This window comes from Acinetobacter sp. Leaf130 (assembly GCF_001423205.1).
GTDB lineage: Bacteria > Pseudomonadota > Gammaproteobacteria > Pseudomonadales > Moraxellaceae > Acinetobacter > Acinetobacter calcoaceticus.
On the sequence record NZ_LMOE01000001.1, the window covers coordinates 1,536,316 to 1,554,798 of the forward strand.

Below are 18,483 nucleotides of genomic sequence, written 5' to 3' on the forward strand. Positions count from 1 at the left end.
TAAACGTATCATTTTCAGACATTTTCATATCAATAACTGACACATCATCAATTTCACTTAATCATCCTTAACATTTTAAGCAAGCCTTTGAATATTGCTTTTTTTGTAGGCGTTAAATGTGGTCATAAACTCTACAAAATGTAGGCTGCATAAAATATGTTAATCAGCACAAATATTCCGATTTAATTTTAAAGCAATTTCAGTCACGAGTTTTAATTTGCAAAACCCTATGCTCATTAAATTATTTTTTATAGGTGAAAAGTAATTTATTGCCTATCTAGTTATATTTAAAACATTTATTAATTAGTCACTTTATAAAATATAAATATTAACATTCAAATAATTACACAAAAAAATTTAGTGAAAATTCCTATAAGTCACCCCTCTTTTGCGTTACAAACCGCAACAATCATGTCACAATTGGTAATAATAATTAAATTAATAATCATTATCATTCACATCACATAAAAACCTGAGAAGATCTACCATGATCCATGAAAATATTCTCGACTGCATAGGCAAAACGCCACTATTACAATTATCAAGGCTATTCACGCATCAATCGATCTCAGTGATTGCGAAAATGGAATTGTTAAATCCAGGAGGAAGTATTAAAGACCGTCCAGCATTATTCATGCTACAGGAAGGCCTGAAATCTGGAGTAATTAATAAAGATAGTCATATTGTTGAAAGTTCTTCAGGAAACTTAGCCATCGCACTTGCAATGGCATGCAAAATATACGGATTAAAATTTACTGCCGTTATTGACCCGAAAATTGCTTCAGCAAACTTACAAATGTTGAAGCTTTACAAAGCCAATATCGAAATGGTCTCTGAAAAAGACCAAAACGGCGGTTATTTAAAAACCAGAATTGACACTGTAAAGCGGCTATGCCAACAACTGCCGAATGCTGTCTGGATTAATCAATATGCAAATCCAAACAACTGGAAAAGCCACTATTTTGGTGAAGCTGAAGAAATCCTAAATCAAATTGATCGCAAGATTGATTACCTCGTGATCGGGGCAAGCACCTCCGGCACGATTATGGGTGTGTCCCGTCGCCTTAAAGAAAAGTTCCCAGAATTAAAAGTGATTGCAGTCGATATTGTTGGCTCTGTCTTGTTTGGGGGCACATCTGGTCCACGCGAAATTCCCGGTATTGGAGCAAGTACTGTTCCACCTCTGCTCTCCCCCGATGAAATTGATGATGTCATTTATGTGGATGACTATGAATCGGCAGTCGGTTGCAGAGAACTTCTTGAACATGAAGGAATCTTTGCAGGCGGCTCAAGCGGCTCATCTATTTCAGCCATAAAAAAACTCATTCCAACCATTCCCGAAGGTTCATGCGTCTTAACGCTGCTGCCTGATCGAGGCGACCGTTATCTAGATCTAGTTTATGCCGATGAATGGTTCGAAATGATCAAGAAACGTCACTTCAATCGAAACTTACGACGTCAAGAAAACCTTACTTTACAAAATGTTGTTTAACCTTCTCCTTAGGACATATTCATGAGCAATTTGGCTACTCTTCGTTATCTTAGTCAATCAGATTTATTAAATCTTGGTGCAAATCATAGCAATTCATTTATTGAAGCGATTACTGAAGGTTTAACCCTCCATGCAAATAAACAGTTTGTACAACCCCTAAAACCTTACCTCCGCTGGCAAGGTGCAGACCACATTGCTGACCGTATTATTGCAATGCCTTGTTATTTAGGCGGCAACGACCCGATTGCCGGAATCAAATGGATTGGTTCAAGACAACATAACCCTAAAAAATTCAATATTCCGCGTGCCAGCGCACTGATTGTTCTGAATGACTCAGAAACAAATTACCCAGTCGCAGTGATGGAAGGCAGCTTAATTAGCGCAATGCGAACTGCTGCAATTACGGGTGTTTCGATTAAGTATCTAGCTAAAAAAGACTTTTCAGATATTACCGTGATTGGCTGCGGACCAATTGCTCAAATGCAGATTAAGACTGTGCTTGAACAATACGCTCAAGTGAAAAAAATACATTTATTTGATGTGAACCCTGAAGCAGCTGAAAAACTCAAAGCCTTGTTTCTTTCAGAATATCCACATCTAGAAATTGAAATTCATGACAGTGCCAAATCTGCGATTCAACAAGCAGATGTACTCATTACTTGTACGGTTTCAGATAAGCCTTACATCCCATTTGAGTGGCTTAAAAAGGGCTGCTTTGTTTCAAATATTTCAATTATGGATATTGAGCCTGAAGTCTTCTTAAAAGTGGACAAAGTTATTGTGGACGACTGGGACCAATCAAATCGAGAAAAGAAAGTCATCAACGTACTAGTTGAAGACGGCTTATTCAGTCGTGAAAAACTGCATGCTGAACTTGGCGACATCATTATTGGTCATAAAAACGGCCGCGAACATGAAGATGAAATCATTTTGCTCAATCCAATGGGCATGGCGATTGATGACATTGTTTGCGCTAAATGGTTCTTCAATGCCGCACAAGAACAAAACGTTGGCACGGTTCTACCACTTTTATAAGAATAGGAATAACTAAAATGCTAGATCGGATTTACACAGCACAACTACAAAAAACAATAGATGCCCTCTACATGGAGAATTATGGAGATTTTAGAGATCATATTTCCTATAAAAAGCCTTATCTGGCAATCACTCTAAATGATGAGTTGGAACTCTATTTCAGCTGTTTAAAAGTAGATGGTGTAAATCCTTTCTATGTTACTCAACCGGAAGTTTTACTTCATAACCTCTCGAGTAATACGACTTCTAAAATTTCTATTTCTGAAGTTTTTACCTATTTAACCCAAGCATCTTGGTGGCCCTCACCTCATCATCAAAAAGCGATTGACTATTGGCTCGACAACTTAGTAACGGCTGAAAAAATCCCTCAAATTTTACAGTCAGCACTTTCATTTTCTTCGCCTTTAATTACCAGTGAATTGCTATCGCTGGTAGCTGATCGTCCATTTCATCCGTTCGCTCACTCAAAAGGTGAACTTGCACCACTTACGACTCAAAAAGAAATTGAAGTGTATTGGTGGGCTTTTAAGAAAGATGACGTGATCAACAATATGGATTCAATTCCTTATAAAGAACTATTGCTATCAGACTCTGAAACCAACCTTATTACTGAAAAAATGGCCGAGCTTTCAGATGACTACTTAGCACTTCCTTTATTAGAGACTCAACATCGCTATTTAAAGTTTGAAGAAAATAAGTATGACGGTATTGACCTGAACCATGTCACGACAATTGGTTTACCGACTTCATCTTTAAGAACCCTTATTCACAACTCAAATCCTAATCTGCATTTAAAACTATCAACAAATGCCAAAACATTAGGTGCGATCCGTTCTATGCCCGGACGTTATTTAATGAATGGTCACAGGGCATATGATTTTTTAAATGAAGTCATTAATGAAACTCCTTTAATAAAAAATCACCTCTTTTTAAGTAATGAAACGCATTGGTGGGTACTGGGTAAACAAGAGCACATTGTAAAAAATTTAGGTGTAATCGGTTGCCAAGTAAGGCACCTACCCGAATTTTGCCAAGATAAAAACGTCACCCCAATTACCATGTCGGCTTTAAGCTGCACCTATATTGACCCTTGGAAAACTTTAGGCGTTGAAGGTGATAAATGGTCATTATTAAAAGATCTTAGCGTTCATTTTATTCAAACATTCTTAACGCTTTGGTCGAAAGGAATCATGCCTGAATGCCATGGGCAAAACACCATGGTGTGTTATGAAAATAATAAGTTCAAATGCTTTATTTTGCGTGACCACGATACCTTAAGAATATGCACACCAGCAATTGAAGAAAGTGGGTTTACTCCTCCAATCTATACCATCGACACGAGCACGCCAAACAATCTTATCTTTACTAAAAATGAAGACTTATTTAACTACTTCATCACCTTAGGGATTCAAATTAACCTCTACCCAATTGCTTTAGCTGCGTTGAAATATACAGATCGTTCAGAAAGCGATTTTTGGGAGATGGTTCAAGACATTATTCATGATTTTGTAGAAACCCAACCGATTTCAGAACAGACAAAGTCTCAAATTCAAACCTATCTTTTTGACAATAAGACTTGGCCGTTCAAACAGCTACTTACGCCGCTGTTAGCCCAAGAAAGTGATTCGACGGGAATGCCAAGCAAAATCGGAACCACGTCAAACCCTTATCAAGGCTTATCTGTTTCTAGCTATGAGACCATGGATATCTAAATCATGCGCTCATCTCGCCTAGATCATTTCGTTATTTTGCTCTGTCAGTTTTTTTCCACTTTCGGGCTCATGGTGCTTATTCCGATCATGCCGCTTTATATGGAAAAACTGACGGTGCATATGAGTGCTCCCACTATCTGGGCAGGTTTGGCACTCGCTGCACCCGCAATTGGCAGTTTATTTACCGCACCGATTGTTGGTCACCTATCAGACACTTTTGGCCATAAAAAAGCACTGCTACTTTCATTGGCTGGTTTTTGTATTTCCATACTGCTCATGGCTAGCGCCCAGCATTTATACCTATTTATTTTTGCGCGGATTTTACTTGGGTTTTGCGGTCTTTCAGTCATTTTAAATGCCTATGTTTCATATCTTTCTAATGAACAACAACGAGGTGCGGCTTTTGGGCAACTACAAAGTAGTGTTGCGCTAGCTTGCCTGTGTGGTCCAGTACTCGGCGGTATATTTATGGACCACTGGCGGGTTGAAATATTACTTAATGCAACTGCATTTATTGTAGTTACATTAATTGTGATCGCATCCTTTTTATTAGCCAATCCAGTTAAAGCTGAGGCTGTAAAAAACAAAGAAAAATCTAAAATTCCAGACTTTTTTGATAGAACAATTTTTTCTTGGCTGAGTGCTGGCATCTTGGTGCAAGCCGGCGGCTTTGGTTTAGTGTCTTGCTTCGTTTTATATATTAGTGAAATAAGCCAAAGCACTCATTCATCGTTATCTGCTGCAAGTTTAACAGGCACAATCCATGCGCTTTCATGGGGAGCTGCTTTTATTGCGGCAACCTATTGGGGAAAAAGAAATGATGATAAGGGAGATTCTTTTAATAACTTCGTTTACGCATCTTTAATTTGTGGCATCACGATTTTCGCGTTGATATGGGTGTCTAATCTCTGGCTCATTCTTATATTGCGACTCATACAAGGTTTTTGCTTCGCAGCGCTTATTCCTTCGATCTTACACACGATTTCTCTAAAAGCTGGCACTCAAAGCCAAGGAAAAGTGATCGGCATTTCTAACAGTGCTTTTGTCTTAGGCCAACTTTTTGGTCCGATCACCATCACGCTTACCTACTCATTTTTCAATATTACAGCCGCATTAATCTGCACCTCTTTATTTTTTATCGGTGCGGGCTTAGTGGTGATTTTGAATAGATTCTTAATGGATACAATTTTAGAAGAGGCACAAGAATGAACTCAATTATTACAACCGATGCATGGTCTTATAAACTTTTCGAACAGTACCTGAATACTTTCTTTCGCGAACTGAAAGTAGATCTTGAAGAGCACATTATCTCAGCTCAAGATTCCCCTTTATTCACACGAGATGCGGAACAGCCGAACTCAATCTATTTTTCTTATACGTTTAATGCGTCTAATACGATTGTTTATGGTGCAGTTCAACACTTCTCAACCACTGGCTATCATCGATATCAGCGTGGCTTTGCTCTGCAAAACTTAAGCGAAAATACTTTTGACTCTCTAAATGATCCTAAAAATTTGGTGAAACTCATTACCGATGAGTTAAATAACCTATTCAAAGACAAAAACCAGAACAAGAACCTTTATTCCGATATTGCCAATAGTATCGAGAACACAAAATTCTTTTTAGAAAATAGACCATCTCAAACAACATCTAAAGCTTTGAGTGGTTTTCAGGCTACTGAACAAGGAATGTTATATGGCCACCCTTTTCATGTCACCTCTAAAGCCAACTTAGGCTTTTCTAAAGAAGACATGAAAAAGTATAGCCCTGAGTTAGGTGCAAGTTTCCAACTCCACTACTTCGCAATTCATTCTTCTTTAATAGAAAAATTAATGAGTGAAACTCAAGCCTCGAACCGTATTGAAGATGAAGTTTTAAACATTGCAAAAGAGCGCTTGCAAGAAAATCTAGCCAACTATGAGCTCATGCCAACCCACCCTTGGCAAGCTAACTTCTTACTTCAACATTCATCTTTAAAGAAATATTTAGACAGTCAAGAAATCATACATCTGGGTGCATTAGGCCAAACCGTGTGGCCTACCTCATCAGTTCGCACAGTGTGGTTACCTCAATCCAACCTATTCTTAAAGCTCTCAATTGATGTGCGAATTACCAGTTTCATTCGTAATAACCCAATGGATGAAATGGAAAGAGCTATTGATGCAAGCAAAATTATTATCAATCACAAGATTAATGAGCAATATCCAGACCTTGTGATTCTGCCAGAGTTAGAGGCGAAAACAGTCAAAATTCCAGAGCTTGAAAGTTCATTTGGCATTATTTATAGAGCTGGACTCACGCCTGAGGTATTAGAAAATACAAGAATGCTCGGTGGCTTGGTTGAAGAAAATGAAAACTATGAAATTCCTCTATTAAGCTTTATTCAACAAGCTGCACCCAACCAAAATTTACAAGCACCTGATGCAAAAGACTTCATTACTTTTTGGTGGAAACAGTACGTTAAAGTTTCACTCATTCCATTAATTGAATTGTTTGCAAATAAAGGCATTAGCGTAGAAGCGCATATGCAAAACAGTTTAATGGAATTTAAAAATGGCTATCCACATCGCCTCATTCTTCGAGATATGGAAGGCATTAGTATTGTTCCAGAAATGATAGAAGATGACTCATCTATTTCTGAAGATAGTACCGTTTGGTTCTCTCAAAAAGATGCATGGACCTTTTTAAAATATTACCTCGTTATCAACCATATTGCTCATCTCATCAGCGCGATTGCACGAGTTACCGTAATTGAAGAATCTGAACTTTGGCAAGCAACACGACTTACCCTTACACAAGAAAAATTTACCGCCAAAGGTCAGCACTACCGCGATTTATTAATTAATTCACTCACATTACCAATTAAGGCAAATATGTTAAATACGCTCTACCACAGTGGTGGCAATCCAATCTGGATTGAAGTTGAAAATCCTATTTATAAATATCGCGGCGCAGAAGCCCTTTGCCCTCTTCAACCGACACAGCAAGCCAACTATAAGACTCTTGCAGAAAATCGAGTGATGGGCCAATTATTAGAAGCGCTTATCTTTGAAAATACCTTTAAATATGAACTTTCTAAAGGTCAGATCAAGTTTTATATTTCCGATACCATTTTTTATACCTGTGCGGCTAAACGACATTTCAGCTTTAAACGAATTAAGTTAGATCCTTCAAGCTTAGTCCGTTCTGATATTACTTTAGGCGCTGAAACCCGTCCTAACTTAAAAATGCTACTTGCCGATCTAAAAAATATTATTGAAGCTGACCCAGTTAAATGGCAAAACTTTAATGATGAACTCAATTTAACTTACGTTAAACATGCGCAGACTTTGAGCCAAGCACCTGCCCAACCTTTAAGAACTTTGCCTTATTTAGAACAAGAAGCAAGGATTACCAATGCGCATTTATACCATCCAAGCTTTAAGTCTCGTATTGGCTTCGATTTAAAAGAAAATCAAAAATATGCACCTGAGCTTTCTGAAGGTTTTACGGTTAAATGGGCAGCGACTCATAACAGTTTATGCAAACTGGTTTTAAGTGAAACCATTAACTTAGAGCAGCTTTATAAACAGCATTTTTCAGAAAAAGATCTACAAGCCATTAATGATCAATTGAAAGAGCAAAATGTAGATTTTAAAGATTATATCCTCACTCCAATTCACCCGTGGCAGTGGGATAAAATTATTGAATTATATTATCAAGATGCAATCAGCAACCAACTGATCATCTCTTTAGACATTGAAGGGTCAACTTATTTACCTCAGCAGTCGATTCGAACCTTATCAAATATTAGCGATATCTCGGCACTTTCTCTCAAGTTGGCAATGAACTTAGTCAATACCTCCACATCTCGTGTATTGGCACCGCATACCGTTCAAAATGCGGCAAAAATGAGTGACTGGCTTTATAACATTGTCGAGCAAGACCATATTTTAGAAAAGCATCGCAAGCCTGTCATTCTAAGAGAGATTGGCGGTCTTTCAGTTAACCAGCAAATTGCTTTACCTGTTCAATACGGCGCACTCGCCTGCATTTGGCGCGAAAGTATTTACAGCTACTTAAAAGAAGGTGAATCGGCAACACCTGTAACTGGCCTAATGCAAGTCGATACTGACCAAAAACCTTTAATTGATGAGTGGATTCAAGAGTACGGTATCGAGTTCTGGTTAGAAAAATTACTCACCAATGCTTATTTGCCTATCATGCATATTTTATGGTGCCACGGCCTCGCTTTAGAGTCACATGCCCAAAACATGGTACTGATTCATAAAAATGGCCTGCCAGTTAAGGCAGCCTTGAAAGATTTCCACGATGGAATTCGTTTTAGTCGTCATCTTTTACGTGAGCCAGATCTTTTACCTAACTTACAAGATGCGCCAAAAGAGCACGCCAAAATTAACCCGAACTCGTTCTTGGAAACCCACTCTTCAAATGAGTTAAGAGACTTTACTCAAGATGCACTTTGGTTTGTAAATTTGGCAGAGTTAGCGATTTTCTTAAATGAGCATTATGACTTCGATGAAATCAAATTCTGGACAATGTTAAGAACCATCATCAATCAGCACAAGGAAGCTCATCCAGAGTTTGCCGAGCGATATGAATTGTTTAACTTTACAGATGACACCATCGATATTGAACAGCTCGCAAGCCGCCGTTTCCTTCCGGAAATTCGCTTAAGAGTACAAACCACACCGAACCCGCTTAGCCTTATTAAGGAAATCGAATATGAATAAGCATTCGATTTCTTTTAAGAAACGAATAGCAAATGGTGAGATGCTCTACGGAATATTTTGTTCCGTAGCATCTCCCATTAATGTCGAACAACTGGCACTTGCGGGCTATGACTTTATTATTATCGACTTGGAACATACTTTATTTACCACGTCCCAAGTCGAGACCATGATTTTAGCAGCTAGAGCCACGTCTATTGATGTGTTTGTAAGAGTGCCTTTAAATGCTAACCACCTAGTTTTACCTTTGCTTGATGCAGGGGTAACTGGCATTGTTTTCCCGCGTATTGAAAATGCCCAGCAGGCACGAGAAGCTGTGAATTATTGCCACTATATGCCGCTTGGTCAAAGAGGACTGAATTCGACAAGATTAAATCGATACGGCATTGATGATTTAGCCAGTTTTGTTCAACAAGCTGCAAGCGAGACGGTTATGGTTGCCATGATTGAAAGCTTAGAAGGACTAGAACAACTAGATGAAATTCTAAAAGTCGAAGGCATCGATATTATTCTTGAAGGTGCTGCCGACCTTTCCCAATCTATGGGAATGCCGTGGCAAACCAGCCATCCGAAGGTCAAAGAAAAAGTCCAAGAGATGTATGCAAAGACAAAAAATAGTCAAAAGCATTTCTGTGCTATTCCCCGACAACCTGAGGATATCGCGGCGTGGAAACAACAATCTGTTCAGCTTTTTGTACTCGGTGATGACCGCAGCATTATCCGCCGCGCCCATCAAAATCACCTCAATGCTTTTAAAGAAATCTAATCACTATTCAATTTTTTGGGGGAATAAACACTTATTCCCCTAATGCATTGAATAAATTTCAGATATATTATTTTTTAAGCAATTAATAATATTGTTAATTACAATGATTCTCATTTATAATTCGCTCAATTTAAAATCACTCTCAGGGCGAGAAAATGGGAAATAAGATAAAAAGTAATAAGCTTTTTACGAGAAAGTCAGAAGTTAAAAATATCATTCCACTCCTTTCACTTGGTGGGGCTATTTTTCTTTCAAATTCAGCATTTGCAGCTTCACCTGCTGAAACCACAGAAACAGAAAAGAAACCTGAAGCACTCCCTACAATTACAATTACTGCTTCACGTGCAGATGAACTTTCTACTTCTGCTAAACAAGTCACCAAACTAGATGAAAAACAAATTGAACTTTTAAGAAATGGTTCCTCTGGAAGTATTGCAACCGTTTTAGCCAAAGCTGTACCGGGCCTGTCTGACTCAAGCCGAACCATTACCGATTACGGTCAAACTTTACGTGGTCGTAATGCCCTAATCTTGGTCGATGGCGTGCCAATGAACCTTACACGTGATACAGCTAGAGGACTTTCAGCAATTGATCCTGAGAGTATTGCGAACATTGAAGTGATTCGCGGCAGTAACGCAATTTATGGCGGTGGCGCTGCGGGTGGTATTATTTCAATTACCACGAAAGCTGCGGGTGGTGAACCTACTGCAAAAACCGTCATTGGGCTACAAACACCTTTAACGAATTTCCGTTCTGATGCTTTGGGTGGAGATATTCACCAATATTTCACAGGCAGCTTTAACGCCTTTGACTATGCACTCGACTTTGGCTATCAGCGTATTGGTAGTCCGTACGATGCAAGTGGTGACCGAGTTGCACCAGAACCAAGTCAGGGCGACCTTTATGATGCCGATGCCTACAGCGTAGGCGGCAAGCTGGGTTACCATATTGATGACAATCAATACCTACAATTTGCCGCTAATTATTATAATGCCGAACAAGACTCAGATTATGCATCTGACACAAGGGTTAAGAATACCCCTGCTGGAACTGTACCAGCGAAAGCCATTAAAGGCTTAAAACTCAAAGACCAGACTAAAAACGAAAACCAGATATACAATCTAACCTATAACCATAAAGACCTGTTTGGTAATAAGGTTGATGCTCAAATTTATTACCGTGACTTCTTTACTCGTTTTTCACCATTTGACGCACGTGTTGCCCCAGATAAAGTCAGCCCACGCGGTGGACAAGTGGATCAGGTCTATCAAGAAAATAACGTACTCGGTAGCCGTTTAACTATTACCACACCACTTGAGTTTTTAGGTGATACCTCATTGGTTTGGGGTGGCGACTTTAGCCGTGAAAAAAGCGAAATGCCTTTGGATATTTTCGATCAAAAAATTTATGATCAATCTGGTGGTTTAGAGTTTGTAAAAATTGGCAAGCTCATTTATTTACCTGAACTCACCACGCAAAGTGTGGGTGGTTTTCTACAGTTAAAACACCGCTTTAATGATCAATGGTCAGCTGAAGCTGGTACGCGTTATGAAGACAGCTATGCACAAATTGATAGCTTTATTCCATTATCACAATTAGGCAAAACCAACCCTTACACTGTTCCGGGCGGAAAAGTGAAAGCTGATGCATGGTTATACAATGCTAATGTGACTTTCTCTCCAAATGATCAACACTCGATCTATGCATCGTTTAACCAAGGCTTTCAGTTACCTGATGTCGGTGTGATCATCCGAAATGCCGACACAGGTTTTAACCTTGGCTCATCATTCTTAGAGCCTGTAAAAGTTGATAACTATGAGTTGGGCTGGAAAGGAAATTTCAATAACTTCTCTTCAAGTTTAGCGGTATTCCACTCTACTTCTGACCTTGGTGCTGTGCAACCAGTGAGTAATAGTTTGGTTATGCTTAGAACCAAAGAGAAAGTCACTGGTGTTGAAGCAACACTTGATTATCTTGACGATGCAAATATTTGGGGAACTGGTGGTAGTGTTACGTGGATGAAAGGCCGTGAAAAACCTCAAAACGGTGCTGAACAAGACATGACAGGTTTCCGTATTCCACCATTAAAACTTACAGCTTACGTTTCTTATAGCCCAACTGAAACTTGGACCAACCGTCTACAAGCAACTTACTTCGGTTCAGAAGATTACCGCTTGAATGGTGTAAATAGTTTTGGTCGCTACGATGTAAAAACTTATACAACAGCCGATTTAATCAGTAGCTTTGCGCTTAACAAAAAAGACACTGTGACGATTGGTTTAGAGAACATGTTTAACCGCAAATACTATCCTCTCTATAGTCAATTATTAAGATCTGGTAATAACACCAGCCACTTAGTCGCAAATGGCGCAACGCTTAAAGTTTCTTATAGCCATAAATGGTAATTAAAATTACATAGAATGTGTCACAAAAAAGGAGATCTATACGGTCTCCTTTTTTATTTAAAAATTATTTAAGCCTTATCTTCTTTTCTTTGTTGGCTAAAAGCAAGGTTGTCGGAAATCCCCTAGCTTTCCAGCAGAAATTTTGTTAACTTGATTTTGTTACATATTCAAGATGTGATTTTCTCCCAACACTTTTCAACATCGTGTTTATGAAATCCAATTCATGCATGTGGCTTTAGTAATATTTTAAGGGGAAATCATAATGGAAATTTCACATCGAGAAATTTATGCGCTTGTAGACATTAATAATTGTTATGTCAGTTGTGAGCGACTATTCAATCCCAAACTTATTGGTTTGCCTGTTGTGGTACTTTCTAACAACGATGGATGTGTTGTATCACGCAGCGAAGAAGCAAAAGACCTGGGTATAAAGATGGCAACCCCATGGTATCAAATTGAAGAAGAAGCTCTCAAAGCAGGCGTACACGTCTATTCAAGCAACTACACTTTATATGCCGAGATGTCTCGTCGCTTTTTTTCGGTTCTTGGGGAGTTTTTCTCATCCGATGATTTAGAGGCTTATTCTATTGATGAGTGCTTTATACGTCTGACTCCTTATCTTCAATCTCTAGAGATCCATTCTTATTGTGGCAAAGTCGTAGAAACGCTAGATGAATGGTTAAGCTTACCTTGTTGTATTGGCATCGGATATTCAAAAACTCAGGCAAAGTTAGCCAATCACTATGCCAAAAAAATTAAAAGCTTTAATAGGATTTGTAATTTCACTACTTTAGATCCCCTACTTCTTGAAGACCTCATGCAACAAACTTCTGTTAAAGAAGTCTGGGGAATTGGCTACCAATTGGTCAAACAACTACGAAGCTATGAAATTTATTCATGCTTAGACTTAACTTTTGCCAATGAATACCATCTAGCCAAAGCTTTTTCTGTGGTTATGGCACGTACCATTCGTGAGCTAAAAGGCCAATCCTGCATTCAACTTGATGATCCTGCCATCCTAACAAAACGAATTTTAGCATCACGAAGTTTCGCTCAAGCTTTATCCAGCATTGAGATTATTAAACAAGCGCTTATCTTCCATCTCAATCGTGCTCATCGGCGTTTAATGAAACAAGAACAACTCTGTGCGTGCATTCAAGTCATGCTTTATGAAAAAACAGATAAACCACCTTATAAAAAAGCGTCATCTCAAGCAATTGGCTTAACGTATGCAACAGATGATCTATGCATATTAACCAAAGCAGCAATGCAACAAATTGATGTTTTATATAAAGAAAATAAAAAATACATTAAGATTGGAGTTTTATTTTGTGGTTTGCACGCCCGTCAACATCACATTGATGATTTATGGCAACCTCTTGAGTTGATCCAGCAAAGACAACAACTCATGAAAACACTAAGTACAGTGCGTAATCGATTCGGTAGTCACTATTTACAAGTGGGCTATCATTCGCGTAGCCCATCTTGGCATATGAAACAATGTCACCGGTCAAAAAACTATCTAACTCGATGGAATGAGCTACTCGTAATTGAAGAGAACTCTACAGCCGTTACACAAAATACATGAACTGTTTTTGTCAATTCAGTTTAAAATAAGCTTCATTAAATTACTTGAAATTTTGTCATTTTTTAACATTGCTAAATCATCGCAAAATTTACAATATATAAGCCGAATTTGGCGTACCCTTTCTGCGACAATTAAAACAAATTATAAAAAAATTGTAGAAACATATGCCATAATAAGCAAACTTTGCAGACATCTTGCAAAGACTATTTGCAACTTTAGAGCTGGAGCAATCTGAATGAGTTCGACCATTTTGGTGATTCATGGACCGAATTTGAATTTGCTGGGAAAACGCGAACCAGAAGTATATGGTCATCTTACCTTAGGTGATATTAACCAACAACTTATTACCCAAGCTCAACGCGCATCAATTACATTAGATACTTTCCAGAGCAACTGGGAAGGTGCCATTGTTGACCGTATTCATCAGGCACAAACTGAAGGCGTAAAACTTATTATTATTAATCCTGCCGCCCTCACTCATACTTCTGTTGCTCTACGCGATGCTCTACTTGGCGTTGCCATTCCATTTATCGAAGTACATTTGTCGAATGTTCATGCACGAGAAGCATTCCGACACCATTCTTATTTATCTGATAAAGCAATCGGCGTGATTTGTGGTCTAGGTGCAAAAGGCTATAGTTTTGCACTCGATTACGCCATTGAAAAAATTCAACCATCTAACCCAAACTAGTTTAGGAATAGTCGCCCATGGATATCCGCAAAATTAAGAAACTCATCGATTTAATGATTGAGTCTGACTTGCAAGCGATTGAAGTTAAAGAAGGTGATCAATCAATCGCTTTAACTCGTCGTAGTCCAGTCGTTGCTGCGGCTGGTGTAGCACTTCCGGCAGCTCCTGTTGCAGAAGCACCAGTTGCAAAAACACCACGTGGAGCAGTTGAACCTTCTCCAATGGTTGGCGTGTTCTACGCTGCTCCAAGCCCAGGCGAAGCACCATTTGTTAAAGTAGGTCAAACTGTATCTGCTGGTGAAACTTTGGGTATTATTGAAGCAATGAAAATCATGAACCCAATTGAAGCAACTCAAAGTGGCGTGGTTGAAGAAATTTTAGTGAAAAATGGTGATGTTATCCAATTCGGTCAACCTTTATTCCGTTATCGCGCGTAATTACCTCGGGGACGTCTATGTTGCAAAAAGTTTTAATTGCAAACCGTGGTGAAATCGCTTTACGAATTACCCGGGCTTGCAAAACATTAGGAATCAAGACTGTTGGTATCTATTCAGATGCTGATAAGGATTTGATGCATTTACGTTTTGTTGATGAAGCAGTATGTATTGGTCCGGGCGCAAGTAGTGATAGCTATTTAAATATCCCGGCAATTATTACTGCTGCAGAAATTACTGGTGCTGATGCCATTCACCCTGGTTATGGTTTCCTTTCAGAAAATGCTGAGTTTGCTGAAATTGTAGAAAGTTCAGGCTTTACTTTTATTGGTCCTCGTCCAGAACATATTCGCCTCATGGGGAATAAAGTTTCTGCGATTGTTGCCATGAAAAAAGCAGGCGTACCTACTGTACCGGGTTGCGACCATGCTGTAACCATCCACAATGCCTTAGCTGAAGCGAAAGAAATCGGTTTCCCGCTTATTGTTAAAGCGGCATCTGGTGGTGGTGGACGTGGTATGCGTATTGTTGAGCGTGTAGATACACTACTTGAATCAGTTCAAGCAGCACAACGCGATGCAGAAATGTGGTTTGGTGATGATACTGTTTACATGGAGCGTTTTTTACAAAAACCTCGCCATGTCGAAGTTCAAATTCTTGGTGATGGTAATGGTCATGCGATTCATTTATATGACCGTGACTGTTCATTACAACGTCGTCACCAAAAAGTGCTAGAAGAAGCACCTGCACCAAACCTGCCAGAACAAGCTCGAGCTGATATTTTAGAAGCGTGTGTTCATGCATGTCAGCTAATGCAATATCGCGGTGCTGGTACGTTTGAATTTTTATTTGAAGACGGTGAATTCTTCTTTATCGAAATGAACACTCGTGTTCAGGTAGAGCACCCTGTTACCGAAATGGTGACTGGTGTTGACATTATTGAACAACAGCTACGTATTGCAGGCGGGCTAGGACTAGAACTTCAACAAGAAGATATCAAAGTTCAAGGACATGCCATCGAATGTCGTATCAATGCAGAAGATCCAACAACTTTCTTACCTTCACCGGGTAAAATTGAAAGTTTCTATGCGCCAGGCGGTGCGGGTATTCGTTTAGACTCTCATATCTATCCAGAATATAGCATTCCACCTTACTATGACTCTATGATTGCCAAACTGATTTCTCATGGTAAAGACCGTGAAACGTCAATTGCACGTATGCGTCAAGCTTTAGATGAAATGATCCTTACAGGAATTAAAACCAATATTCCTCTGCATAAAGATCTTATTTTGCAAGATAAAAGCTTCTGCTCTCAAGCAATGGACATCCATTACCTTGAAAAACACTTGCTAAAGCAATTGGAAGAAAAGAAGAAAGCTGAAACTGCATAATAAAAAAAGCCTCTTATAAATAAGAGGCTTTTTTTATATCTATTACTTTATGGTAGTACTCTACGCAAAGTCGCAAAACACTGCTCCCCCTTAGCGGTTGAACAGAAGTTAATAGTATGATCATTTTTCCACTGTACAAAATATTGAGAAACATCACCTGTTTGATCTTGTTTCTGTCCAGAACAATCCATTTTATTATTATCAAATTTAATTTGCATGACTAAAGCAGCTAACTGCTCTTTAGGATCATCTGACGGTTGATATTCATATAAGCCATATGACCATTCTTGACCACTTTTGATCACTACATCATTACTGCTACGGAAATTATAATATTCCACACATTTCTTATTATTTGGAATTTCCATTCCCCATAATCCCATAATTTCAGGACGCGTAACAATACGTATAGCATTAGGATTATTTGCTGTCCGAACGAGTTGTTCGGCTGGCTGCTGAGTCGCCGTTTCTGCCACAGCTAAACCAGAACAAGCCCACAATAATCCAATAATATAAATATTTTTCATAGATTTATTAATCATTAAACGCATGAACTTAAGTTAGCATATTTTTTGACAAATTCACGGGTTCATAACCATATAAAAACAATATTTTTCAACTGTAACGTGCTACAACAAGTCATCAAACAATTTTATATTTACTTGCTTTTTTCAATATAAATACCTTGTTTTTCATCATTTCGAGCTTATGCCGTTGAAGAGTCGATTTGTTTAGGAAGCCACATTACAAAGCATAAGCCTAAGAGTACAACCAAGCTGGTACACATAAAGATAATTTCACCGGAAAAAATTTTCCAAAAATGTCCAGCTAGAACACTACCCAAAGCTACACCTAAGCCCCACATAGTGCTGTAAAGAGCTTGTCCACGCCCTTGTTGTCCAGCCGAGAAATTTTGAAAAATAACTCGCATCGCAATTAAGTGAAATAGACCAAAACTAAAAGCATGTAAACACTGTGCAAAAAGTTGACCAACAAAATAATGTGAAAATAGTGCAACTAACATCCAGCGTATGCTCGTCACTAGTAAACACACAATCACCAAACTACGCCATGAAAAACGTTGAAAAATCTTTGGAGCAATTGAAAACATAAAAATTTCTGCACAAACACCCATAGCCCATAAAAATCCAATTTCAGTTGTACTGAAATTCAAAGATTTTAGAAAATTACTATAAAAACTATAAAAAGGCGCATGCGAAAAAAGTAAAATAAATTCAATGGTAAAAAATGCAGCTACTGTCGGGCGCTTAAGTACGGGAAGTAAAGGCTCTAACAGCTTTTGTGAGGTAGGCGCACCATCCGGTTCTCGAATTGTGAAAGACCAAATAAATGCCAATGAAGCAATAATTAATAATAAAATCGGAAGCATCGAAATAGGTACTATTTCTAGAAGTGCACCAATAACGAAAACACCCACAATGAATCCAACAGATCCCCACTTACGGATTTTGCCATAAAGTTTAGCTTTTTGATCGCCCAACCAAAATAAAGTAACCCCTTCAAATTGAGCTAAAATAGCATTTTGAAAGAAACTAAAAATAAGCATGAGTAAAGCAATGGATTGAAACGTATTTGGAACTATAAAAATAGCCAGCCATATACATGATTCCATCCAAGTCGCCAACCGTACTAATAGCATTCGCTTACCAGATTTGTCAGCAATCCATCCCCATACCAATGGTGCAAAGAAACGCGTTACAATAGCAATTGACGATAAAACACCAATTTCTTGATAATTAAACCCTTGATCTTGAAGATATAAATTCCAGTAAGGCATAAATGTGCCAACAATGGAATAATAGAAAAAGTAGAATCCTGACAGTCTAGCTGTGATTGTTAATGGTTGCATTCGGTTGCTTTATCTTGCATTTTCAAATAGTTAATCATAATTAAAGTTGCATCCGCTTGTACCACAATGCTGTATTTTGCAATTCAACAGTCTACAAATCAGTCTACAAATTTATTTTTCAAATAATTTAAAAAAATTTGTAGACTGCATGCTTTTTAAGCTAAACACATCCAACTTTCAAACCTGAGTAATTCTATCATTTTGAATAGGATAGAATTGAATTATTATCAGTTCATGGCTAAGTTTTGCTTCTTAATAGAAAGAAATTAGTAAAGTGAAATTATGAAAGATTGGGTTTACTTTTATATCGAGCACACAATTAAATATGGTCAGCCTTTCTATAAAGAGTCAGGCTGGTCATTAAATTTA

Annotated in this window: 13 protein-coding genes; 11 read left to right on the forward strand and 2 right to left on the reverse strand. The window is 38.4% G+C overall.

Going from position 1 to position 18,483, the window contains the following annotated elements; genetic code table 11:
* The first annotated feature begins 487 nt into the window (after positions 1-487).
* The 11 genes from sbnA (at position 488) to accC (ending at position 16,244) form a co-directional block, all read left to right on the forward strand.
* Entirely contained in the window at positions 488-1,492 is a 1,005-nt protein-coding gene (gene sbnA, locus ASF86_RS06725; RefSeq protein ID WP_003652249.1) for a 2,3-diaminopropionate biosynthesis protein SbnA, read from the forward strand.
* Between the two features lie 21 nt (positions 1,493-1,513).
* Entirely contained in the window at positions 1,514-2,527 is a 1,014-nt protein-coding gene (gene sbnB, locus ASF86_RS06730) for a 2,3-diaminopropionate biosynthesis protein SbnB (protein ID WP_003652251.1), read from the forward strand.
* Between the two features lie 71 nt (positions 2,528-2,598).
* Positions 2,599-4,239: an IucA/IucC family protein gene (locus ASF86_RS06735; RefSeq protein WP_081407647.1), complete on the forward strand. Its 1,641-nt coding sequence runs from the start codon at positions 2,599-2,601 to the stop codon at positions 4,237-4,239.
* Between the two features lie 3 nt (positions 4,240-4,242).
* Positions 4,243-5,448 (forward strand): MFS transporter, encoded by a 1,206-nt coding sequence (locus ASF86_RS06740; RefSeq protein ID WP_056480672.1) that lies wholly within the window; start codon positions 4,243-4,245, stop codon positions 5,446-5,448.
* Positions 5,445-8,972, forward strand: coding sequence for an IucA/IucC family protein (locus ASF86_RS06745; RefSeq protein ID WP_056480674.1), 3,528 nt, complete (start codon positions 5,445-5,447; stop codon positions 8,970-8,972). Before ASF86_RS06740 ends, ASF86_RS06745 begins: the two co-directional genes overlap by 4 nt.
* Positions 8,965-9,735, forward strand: coding sequence for an HpcH/HpaI aldolase family protein (locus tag ASF86_RS06750; RefSeq protein ID WP_056480677.1), 771 nt, complete (start codon positions 8,965-8,967; stop codon positions 9,733-9,735). The genes ASF86_RS06745 and ASF86_RS06750 overlap by 8 nt, the downstream gene beginning before the upstream one ends.
* Positions 9,736-9,890: 155 nt before the next feature.
* Complete coding sequence (locus tag ASF86_RS06755; RefSeq protein ID WP_056480678.1) at positions 9,891-12,140, forward strand: TonB-dependent receptor; 2,250 nt, start codon at positions 9,891-9,893, stop codon at positions 12,138-12,140.
* A 262-nt stretch (positions 12,141-12,402) separates the two neighbouring features.
* The gene (locus ASF86_RS06760; RefSeq protein WP_056480679.1) at positions 12,403-13,728 is read left to right on the forward strand and encodes a Y-family DNA polymerase; all 1,326 of its coding nucleotides are present in this window, start codon (positions 12,403-12,405) and stop codon (positions 13,726-13,728) included.
* 235 nt (positions 13,729-13,963) lie between these two features.
* Positions 13,964-14,419, forward strand: a complete 456-nt coding sequence (gene aroQ, locus ASF86_RS06765) for a type II 3-dehydroquinate dehydratase (RefSeq protein WP_003652261.1) — start codon at positions 13,964-13,966, stop codon at positions 14,417-14,419.
* Between the two features lie 17 nt (positions 14,420-14,436).
* Positions 14,437-14,856, forward strand: coding sequence for an acetyl-CoA carboxylase biotin carboxyl carrier protein (locus ASF86_RS06770; RefSeq protein WP_003652263.1), 420 nt, complete (start codon positions 14,437-14,439; stop codon positions 14,854-14,856).
* Between the two features lie 17 nt (positions 14,857-14,873).
* Entirely contained in the window at positions 14,874-16,244 is a 1,371-nt protein-coding gene (gene accC / locus ASF86_RS06775; protein ID WP_003652264.1) for an acetyl-CoA carboxylase biotin carboxylase subunit, read from the forward strand.
* Between the two features lie 47 nt (positions 16,245-16,291).
* On the opposite strand, the gene ASF86_RS06780 is transcribed toward accC, so the two are convergent.
* Entirely contained in the window at positions 16,292-16,795 is a 504-nt protein-coding gene (locus ASF86_RS06780) for a hypothetical protein (protein WP_056480680.1), read from the reverse strand.
* A 155-nt stretch (positions 16,796-16,950) separates the two neighbouring features.
* A complete protein-coding gene (locus tag ASF86_RS06785) occupies positions 16,951-18,114 on the reverse strand; it encodes an MFS transporter (protein ID WP_081407569.1) in 1,164 nt (387 codons plus the stop codon).
* Positions 18,115-18,483: the final 369 nt, after the last annotated feature.

Bases quoted from the DNA above. Each gene is read 5' to 3' on its own strand.
- sbnA (WP_003652249.1), top strand. From the start codon at position 488: ATGATCCATGAAAATATTCTCGACTGCATAGGCAAAACGCCACTATTA.
- sbnB (WP_003652251.1), top strand. From the start codon at position 1,514: ATGAGCAATTTGGCTACTCTTCGTTATCTTAGTCAATCAGATTTATTA.
- ASF86_RS06735 (WP_081407647.1), top strand. From the start codon at position 2,599: ATGGAGAATTATGGAGATTTTAGAGATCATATTTCCTATAAAAAGCCT.
- ASF86_RS06740 (WP_056480672.1), top strand. From the start codon at position 4,243: ATGCGCTCATCTCGCCTAGATCATTTCGTTATTTTGCTCTGTCAGTTT.
- ASF86_RS06745 (WP_056480674.1), top strand. From the start codon at position 5,445: ATGAACTCAATTATTACAACCGATGCATGGTCTTATAAACTTTTCGAA.
- ASF86_RS06750 (WP_056480677.1), top strand. From the start codon at position 8,965: ATGAATAAGCATTCGATTTCTTTTAAGAAACGAATAGCAAATGGTGAG.
- ASF86_RS06755 (WP_056480678.1), top strand. From the start codon at position 9,891: ATGGGAAATAAGATAAAAAGTAATAAGCTTTTTACGAGAAAGTCAGAA.
- ASF86_RS06760 (WP_056480679.1), top strand. From the start codon at position 12,403: ATGGAAATTTCACATCGAGAAATTTATGCGCTTGTAGACATTAATAAT.
- aroQ (WP_003652261.1), top strand. From the start codon at position 13,964: ATGAGTTCGACCATTTTGGTGATTCATGGACCGAATTTGAATTTGCTG.
- ASF86_RS06770 (WP_003652263.1), top strand. From the start codon at position 14,437: ATGGATATCCGCAAAATTAAGAAACTCATCGATTTAATGATTGAGTCT.
- accC (WP_003652264.1), top strand. From the start codon at position 14,874: ATGTTGCAAAAAGTTTTAATTGCAAACCGTGGTGAAATCGCTTTACGA.
- ASF86_RS06780 (WP_056480680.1), bottom strand. From the start codon at position 16,795: ATGCGTTTAATGATTAATAAATCTATGAAAAATATTTATATTATTGGA.
- ASF86_RS06785 (WP_081407569.1), bottom strand. From the start codon at position 18,114: ATGCAACCATTAACAATCACAGCTAGACTGTCAGGATTCTACTTTTTC.